This window comes from Allobosea sp. P1_A7, assembly GCF_056406775.1.
Window position 1 is genome coordinate 1 of sequence record NZ_JBFTZN010000364.1, and the last position, 4,764, is coordinate 4,764.

Sequence of the window (4,764 nt, forward strand, 5' to 3'; positions counted from 1 at the left end):
GATCCTCAGGCGGCCATCATCTGCCTGGCGCTTGCCTTCGCCTGCAATCTCGGCATGCAGCTTGGCGGGGTCCTGGTGCTGCCGGGTTCCTTGCGCGAACGCCTGGCGGTCGGCCTGATTCTCGGGAACCGCAATGTCGGTCTGGTCTGGTCGGCGCTTGGTACTGCTGCAACCCCGCGGATGGCACTTTACTTCGCAGCGACTCAGCTGCCGATCTACATCATGCCGCGCCTGCTCGAGGCGCTGCTCGCAAGGTCACGCAAGGATTGTCCGGTCACCGGAATCTCCGGTCGTGCCATGTCAATCGAAGGGAATGCCGATGACACGATCTGATCTTACGCCGGAACTGGCGGCTCGCTTCGCCGCCATTGCGCTGGGGCACGTCCGGCGCGAATACCCCAACAAGCCTGATCATGTCCTGGCCGGCCCCGAAGACGCCCGAACGCCGCGTGAACTCCATCCGGTCTTCTATGGCAGCTATGACTGGCATTCCTGCGTTCACAGCTACTGGATGCTGGCGCGCCTGCTGCGCCGCTTTCCGGACCTTCCGAATGCCGGAGATATCTGCGCCCTGTTCGACGAACAGTTCGTCGCGGACAAGGTCGCCGTCGAGTGCGCCTATCTTGCGGCGCCGACGGCGCGCGGCTTCAAGCGGCCCTATGGCTGGGCTTGGCTTTTGAAACTGGCCGAGGAACTGCACCTGCATGACGACCAGCGCTGGTCGCAGATGCTCGCGCCGCTGGCGGACGCATTCGCTCAGCGCTTTCGCGACTTTCTGCCGCTCGCGACCTATCCGGTCCGCGTGGGCACGCATTTCAACACGGCCTTCGGCCTCAGGATGGCGGCAGACTATGCTGCGGTGACGCGGGACGACGCCTTCATGGCGCTGCTGCGAGACACCGGCAGGCGCTGGTACGGCGGGGATGCGGATTGCCCGGCCTGGGGCGAGCCGAGCGGCGACGACTTCCTGTCCTCGGCGCTGATCGAGGCGGAATGCATGAGGCGTCTCCTGCCAGGGGAGGAATTTCTGCCCTGGTTCGACGTCTTCCTGCCCAGGCTTGCCGACAGCGGACCGGAAACCCTGTTCCGGCCGGCGACTGTCAGCGATCGCACGGATGGCAAGATCGCCCATCTCGATGGTCTGAATCTCAGCCGGGCGTGGTGCTGGCGCGCGCTCTCCGCGGCGCTGCCGCCGGGCGATCCGCGCCGAACCCTGGCAGAGGACGCTGCCGCACGGCACCTGGCGGCCGGGCTTCCCCATATCGCCGGCGACTATATGGGCGAACACTGGCTCGCGAGCTTTGCCGTGCTCGCGCTCGAAGGATGAGGGCACGAAGCACGGCAGGCAGGCTATGCGCGACCCAGGGACGCAAGGGCATCGAGCGCCCGCTGCCGGCCAAAACCGAGATCGATGATCGGGCGTGGATAGGTTTCTCCGAGCCGGACGCCAGCGGCCGCGAGCTTGCCAGGCGAAAGCGTCCAGGGACTGTGGATCTCCGGGGCTGGAAGCTGACCGAGTTCCGGAATCCAGCGTCGGACATAGGTGCCGTCGGGGTCGAATTTCTCGCCCTGCGTCACTGGGTTGAAGATGCGGAAATAGGGAGCGGCATCGGCGCCCGATCCCGCAACCCATTGCCAACTCGTGGGATTATTGGCGGGGTCGGCGTCAACCAGAGTGTCCCAGAACCAGCGCTCGCCTTCGCGCCAGTCTATGAGCAGGTGCTTGATCAGGAAGGACGCGACGATCATCCGCACGCGATTATGCATCCAGCCGGTCGTCCAGAGTTCGCGCATGCCGGCATCGACGATCGGATAGCCTGTCAGCCCGCGTTGCCAGGCGTGCAGCGCGGCATCGTCCTGTCGCCATGGAAAAGCGTCGAAACGCGCGTTGAAGTTCTGCGTCGCCAGGTCAGGGTGATGGAAGAGCAGGTGGTAGGAGAATTCACGCCAGCCGATTTCGGAGAGAAATTTCTCTGCATCGCCGGCGCTGCCCGGGATTTCTCCTGCATGCCGGGCTGCCAGCGTGGCGTGCCAGAGCTGGCGGGGCCCGATTTCACCGAAGCGCAGATGCGGAGAGAGGCGCGAGGTCGAGACCTTGTCGGGACGATTGCGACCCTCGCTGTAGCCTGCGATCGCCTCGCCGAGGAAAGAGGAGACGGCGCCCGTCGCGCCAGCCTCGCCCGGAATCCAGGCCTCGCGCATGCCTCCAGCCCAATCGGGCGCGGTCGGTTCCAGCATCAGCCTCTCATGATCGAGGGCAAGCGGTTTCAGCGATTCGGGGAGAGGCAGCGGTCTCAGCTGTGTGGGGGCTGGGGCAGGAGCTGCCGGCTCGCCGCGCGCCCGGACTGCGCGCCAATAGGGCGTGAAGACCTTGAAGGGCGTGCCGGAGCCCGTTGCGATCTGCCAGGGTTCGTTGAGCAGGCTGGCATTGTAGCTCGCGACGGTCGTGCCGGCCTGGGTCAGTTCGCGCTTCACCTCAGAATCAAGCGCAATGGCGGCGGCCTCGTAGCGACGATTCCAGGTGACGAGGTCGACGCCTGTTGCGGCCACGACCATGGGAATCAACCTGGCAGGGTCTCCCCGCATCAGGACGAGCCTGCCGCCGCGCGCGCCCAGCTCTTCGGCGAGCGCGGCGAGAGAGCGTGACAACCACCAGCGCGCTGCGCCGCCCAGCACGCGCCGTTTCGGTGATTCGTCGAGGATGTAGAGGCAAAGGACGGGGCCATGGGCCGCAGCTGCGCAAAGGGCAGGATTGTCGGCGAGACGCAGATCGTCGCGGAACCAGAACAGGGAGGAGGCGCTCATCCCTCCTGATAGCCTGCCTCCCGATAGCCTGCACCAGCGGCTCACGCGAAATCGGCGCCGTCAAGGCGCCGATCCTGGCATTGCTTCCGGGCGGGAGAATCGACCTCCGGGCCGGTATGCGGCGCTATCAGCGGTAATAGGGCCGGCCGTAATACTGGCGATGGCGCCAGTGCCCGCGTGCATAGCCATAGGGCGGCGGGCCGTAATGGCGGCGGCCGTAATAGCCGCGTGGGGGACCGTAGCGATAACCGTGAGAATAGTGTCCCCGGCCATGGCGCCAGTCGCGATACTGAACCTGCTGAATGTCGGACGTCCCGCTCAGCAGGTCGCCAGCCGTGGTCGGTGGCGCTGCGAGTGCGGCTGCGGGCAGGGCAGCCGTCAGGCCCAGCATCAGGGCCGAGGCGAGGAAAAAGTTTCGCATGATTCGTCTCCAGGTGAATCGGATCGACAGCATGGAAGCCGATCGGGCTCGAACCGGTGATGAACGGGATTGTCCGGAACCGTTCATCTCGCGCAAGGCACAGATGCCTCGCTTTCGCGAGGATCAGGGCAGTCAGCGCATCATGTTAAGGAGGTGGAGGCCTCGCCCGGAATCGAACCGGGGTGCAAGGATTTGCAGTCCTCTGCGTAACCACTCCGCCACGAGGCCATCCGGGGACAGTCACGCTGCGGTGATGTCCTAGGGCCGCCTATAACCACATGGCGCGCCGGCCCGCAACCGGGAACAGCAGCATTCGTCATGATGACCTATGGTCACCTGTGGATGAGCGGAATTCCTGCCATCGAAGTGTCTTAAAGGGCTTGCGCCCGGACAAAGGCGTCGCTATTACCCCGGCCATCGGTCCCGGATAGCTCAGCGGTAGAGCAATCGACTGTTAATCGATTGGTCGCAGGTTCGAATCCTGCTCCGGGAGCCAACACTTCTTACATTCATGAAATTGATGCCCGTGTGCCATCTCCTCTACGAGGGGGCGGCAGCGTGTCGGCTCGCGATTTCAGAATCTTATGCGCTTTTGCTGATCCGAGCTCTCGGCATGTCGGCGCGTAATGCGCGTCCGCCCTTGCGCGATCCCCTCACCACGATCCGCCGAGGTTCGTTGATCAGGGCGTGGCCGCCAGGCGCCGATCGACGGCGCGGGCGCGGAGCTGCCTGGAGAGGATGGGCCGAGCCCTCTCGATGTCATGATCAGGATCGAGGGATCGCTGAGCGATCGCTATTGGGCAGAATGACCGAATCCAAACCGGTCTGATTCAGAGGCCGCGATCGCAGATCAATCGAGATGTCGCCGGCAGAATCCTGCCGGTCGAATCTTGGCCGGATTGCCTCGCGACGACGCCGTCAGGTCGTCTGTGGATGCGGCGCGCATGTGCTCCTCAGCTGTGAGAACTCGCTGCAGCCGAACCGGTGTCCTGCCGCGGCCATCTTGCCTTTTGCGACCGCCTCGAACAAAAGCTGAGGACGGCGAACACGCGCCGCGCAGACGGAGATTGAGGATATGGACAGCTTCACCGAGCTGCGCCGGATGATGGTCGATTGCCAGTTGCGGACCTATGACGTGACGGACCGTGCGGTTCTCACGGCTGCCGACCGCGTTCCGCGCGAAGCATTTCTTCCCGCCGAACTCTCCCACCTTGCCTATCTCGATCAGTCTGTCGCCTTGCCGGGTACGAGCCGGGCGCTGATGACGCCGATGGTGATCGTGCGGATGATCCAGATGCTCGGCATTCAGCCTGGCGAGCGCGTGCTCGAATATGGCGGCGGCACGGGATATGGCGCTGCATTGATGTCGGATATGGGCGCGGTCGCCACGCTTTGGGAGCCTGATGCGGCTGCCCTGGATCAGGCTCGTGGCGCGCTTGCGCTGGCTGGCGCTGTTGGCGTCACGCTCAGCGCCACACGGCCTGCCGAATCTCATTTCGACGCGATTCTCGTCAGCGGCGCCTGCGAGACCGTTCCAG

General features: G+C 64.6%; 4 protein-coding genes, 2 tRNA genes and 1 pseudogene. 4 read left to right on the forward strand and 3 right to left on the reverse strand.

Translation table 11 applies throughout. The annotated features are described in order from the left end of the window. Together AC1D34_RS34175 and AC1D34_RS34180 are read left to right on the forward strand one after the other, a co-directional pair. Positions 1 to 333, forward strand: a pseudogene (locus tag AC1D34_RS34175) (hypothetical protein); the annotation flags it as partial. Continuing rightward, positions 320 to 1,327 (forward strand): DUF2891 domain-containing protein, encoded by a 1,008-nt coding sequence (locus AC1D34_RS34180; RefSeq protein ID WP_441505832.1) that lies wholly within the window; start codon positions 320 to 322, stop codon positions 1,325 to 1,327. The pseudogene AC1D34_RS34175 and the gene AC1D34_RS34180, both read left to right, overlap by 14 nt. A 23-nt stretch (positions 1,328 to 1,350) precedes the next feature. Here AC1D34_RS34180 and AC1D34_RS34185 read toward each other — a convergent pair whose 3' ends face one another. The 3 genes from AC1D34_RS34185 to AC1D34_RS34195 all read right to left on the reverse strand — a co-directional run bounded on the left by AC1D34_RS34185 (position 1,351) and on the right by AC1D34_RS34195 (position 3,454). Further along, entirely contained in the window at positions 1,351 to 2,805 is a 1,455-nt protein-coding gene (locus AC1D34_RS34185; RefSeq protein ID WP_441505831.1) for a cryptochrome/photolyase family protein, read from the reverse strand. A 127-nt stretch (positions 2,806 to 2,932) separates the two neighbouring features. Then, positions 2,933 to 3,226 (reverse strand): hypothetical protein, encoded by a 294-nt coding sequence (locus AC1D34_RS34190; protein ID WP_441489886.1) that lies wholly within the window; start codon positions 3,224 to 3,226, stop codon positions 2,933 to 2,935. 154 nt (positions 3,227 to 3,380) lie between these two features. Beyond that, positions 3,381 to 3,454 (reverse strand) — tRNA-Cys (locus tag AC1D34_RS34195). 193 nt (positions 3,455 to 3,647) lie between these two features. Here AC1D34_RS34195 and AC1D34_RS34200 point away from each other — a divergent pair. Both AC1D34_RS34200 and AC1D34_RS34205 read left to right on the forward strand, forming a co-directional pair. Continuing rightward, a tRNA-Asn gene (locus AC1D34_RS34200) sits at positions 3,648 to 3,722 on the forward strand. Positions 3,723 to 4,301: 579 nt separating this feature from the next. Then, a partial coding sequence (locus AC1D34_RS34205; protein WP_476826641.1) for a protein-L-isoaspartate O-methyltransferase family protein occupies positions 4,302 to 4,764 on the forward strand: 463 nt, incomplete at its 3' end.

What these genes read in the sequence shown, in the direction of transcription:
- AC1D34_RS34190 (WP_441489886.1), bottom strand. Translation starts at nt 3,226, where the DNA reads ATGCGAAACTTTTTCCTCGCCTCGGCCCTGATGCTGGGCCTGACGGCT.
- AC1D34_RS34185 (WP_441505831.1), bottom strand. Translation starts at nt 2,805, where the DNA reads ATGAGCGCCTCCTCCCTGTTCTGGTTCCGCGACGATCTGCGTCTCGCC.
- AC1D34_RS34180 (WP_441505832.1), top strand. Translation starts at nt 320, where the DNA reads ATGACACGATCTGATCTTACGCCGGAACTGGCGGCTCGCTTCGCCGCC.